This window comes from Caballeronia arvi (genome assembly GCF_001544695.2).
GTDB classification, from domain to species: Bacteria; Pseudomonadota; Gammaproteobacteria; order Burkholderiales; family Burkholderiaceae; genus Caballeronia; species Caballeronia arvi.
The window spans coordinates 1-2,368 of sequence record NZ_FCOM02000183.1; the positions used below are offsets into that span (position 1 = coordinate 1).

The 2,368-nt window shown below is 62.0% G+C and carries 2 protein-coding genes; both read right to left on the reverse strand.

Annotated elements, in window-relative coordinates; all coding sequences use genetic code 11:
- Nucleotides 1-624, reverse strand: a 624-nt coding sequence (locus tag AWB74_RS44075) for an ATP-binding protein (RefSeq protein WP_061152742.1), incomplete at its 3' end; no start/stop codon positions are given.
- A gap of 17 nt (nt 625-641) precedes the next feature.
- Nucleotides 642-2,168 carry an IS21 family transposase gene (gene istA / locus AWB74_RS44080; RefSeq protein WP_061152741.1) on the reverse strand — a complete coding sequence of 509 codons (1,527 nt, stop codon included), beginning with the start codon at nt 2,166-2,168 and terminating at the stop codon, nt 642-644.
- Between the last annotated feature and the right edge of the window lie 200 nt (nt 2,169-2,368).

Consider the following 2,368-nt stretch of genomic DNA (forward strand, 5'->3'; position numbering starts at 1 on the left):
ATGCCAGTTGTCGACCGGCAACTGCGATGTCGCCATCGTGGAACGGTTGCCGTGGCGATCGTCGAGGACTTCGAGCAGATCCCGTCGTGCGGACGCGCTCAGCGGCGTCATCGCGAGATCGTCCAGGATCACTATGTCCGTCTTCGCGAGTTGCGCGAGCCAGCGCGCGTAGCCGCCACTGCCGTGCACCAGGGCCAGCTCCTCGCTGAGTTTGGGCATACGCAGATAGGCAACCGAGAAGCCCTGGCGGCAAGCCTGAACGGCGAAGGCGCAAGCTAGCCAGCTTTTCCCGAGCCCGGTCGGCGCAATGAGGATCAAATTCTGTCGCCGCCGAACCCATTCACAGGTCAGCAGACGAGCGGTGAGCGCGCGATCAAGGCCGCGGACCGTGCGATAGTCGATATCCTCGGGCGATGCGTCAGCGAACTTCAGTTTCGCGCGGCGAAGACGCGCGGTTGTCTGTCGCGACTCCCGTTCGCTCGCTTCGCGCTCGACGAGTAGTCCGAGACGCTCCTCGAAGCATAGCCGGTCGATGCCCTCCTGGGCCTGCTGTTCGGCGAGGGCGGCAGCCATGCCGCCCAGACGAAGCGAATACAGTTTTTCGACGGTCGGATGGTGAAGCATAAGCACTCCGTTTGCTCTCAGTGATAATAAGAAGGACCGCGCACGTTGGTGTGCACGAGGGGAAGGTCGGCCTGGACAGAAGCCGTTTCGGGCTCCCTATCCAGACCGTTCTTTAGCGTCGAGGCAATGAACTTGTAGTTCGGCGCTTTCAGATCGATGGCGCGACGGCAGGCGGCCTCAAGACGGTCGCGTCCGTAGTCCTTGCCCATCCGCAGCACGCCCAGGCATGCGCGGTATGCCTGCTGCGGATGCTTGCGAGCGCCCAGCAGGTGCTGGATGACGGCGGCGGTATGCGGGCCGACGTCAATGGCCCAGTTGCGTAGCCGCTGTGGATCGCAGCCCTCGACGACCGCCTGATGCTCCGGCGGCATGTGCGCGTCGATGGTCGTATGGAAACGGCGACGTGCGCTCTTGCCGTGGGCGGCAATACGTTGACCGCGATGGAATATCTCCACGGTGTTGATCGTGACGCGCACATTGACCTGTTCGCGCGCGTAGCGGTACGACACCGAGTAGTAGTGCTCGTCGACCGCGACGTGATAGTCCGGACCGACGCGGGCCGTGATCCATTCCGCGTACTGGTAGGGTTTTGCGGGCAACGGCCGCAGCGCCGGACGATCGAACTCCTCGAACGCGCTGCGACGACAACCCGGCAGCTTCTTGAACGGCCGGTTGTTCAGCTCCACAAGCAATGCGGCGACGGCGCGGTTTGCGGTGTACAAACTGAAGAAGCGCTGATTGCGTAGCTTCGCGAGAATCCATCTCTGGGCCAGGAGCACCGAGAGCTCCGCTTTCGCTTTATCACGGGGCTTTCTCGCACGCGCAGGGATGACGGCCACGGAATAATACGTTGCCATTTCCTGATACGTCGGGTTGATTTCCGGCTCGTAGAAATTCGCTTTGCTCACGCCCGAGCGCAGATTGTCGGGCACCAGCACTTCGCATAAACCTTCATAGAATGCGAAGGCGCGCACATGCGAGCCAATCCAGTCGGGCAACTGCTGTGTCCACGTGAGCTCGGCAAACGTGTAGCCCGAAACACCCAGCGCGGCGACGAACAGCTCCGCCTCGCGGATTTCGCCCGTGTCCGGATTGACGATGCCGAGCTTCTTGCCCGAGTAGTCCACGAACAGCTTCTGGCCCGGCACGTGGGTCTGTCGCAGCGTGACGGGCAACCGTTGTGCCCATTCCTGATAGGCCTTGCAGAACCAGCTATAACCGAAGCCGTCAGGGTGCTGCGCCCTGTATTCCTGCCACAGCAGATCCAGCGTCACGCCCGGCCTGCCAATCTCGCGATGCACCGTTGGCCAGTGTGGCATGCCGCATGGCGGTTCGCGCTGCGTGGGCGGCGGATAGAGACGTGCTTCAAGGGCGACGTCGTCGGTCTGCAGATCTGCCGGCAAAGGCCAGTTCAGCCCCGCCAGCCTCACGCGGCGCAGATACTGCCATACCGTCGAGGTCGACGTGCCCATCGCCTGGGCGATCTCACGATGGCTGCGGTCGCACTCGAAATGCAGCCGCAGTACTTCTCGAATCTTGCGCATGGTCAACCTGGTATTTGCCAATCGGCACCCCGACAAAAAATGCCGAGGATGCCACCGTTGACCCGCGTCGCTGCGACAGCGCCTTACTGTTCGCTTTCCCGTGGAAACCCTGTTCGTTTTGCCGTGGAATCGGCGTTCGCTTTGCCGTGGAATTCGTGTTCGCTTTGCCGTGGAATTCGCGTTCGTTTTGCCGTGGAATA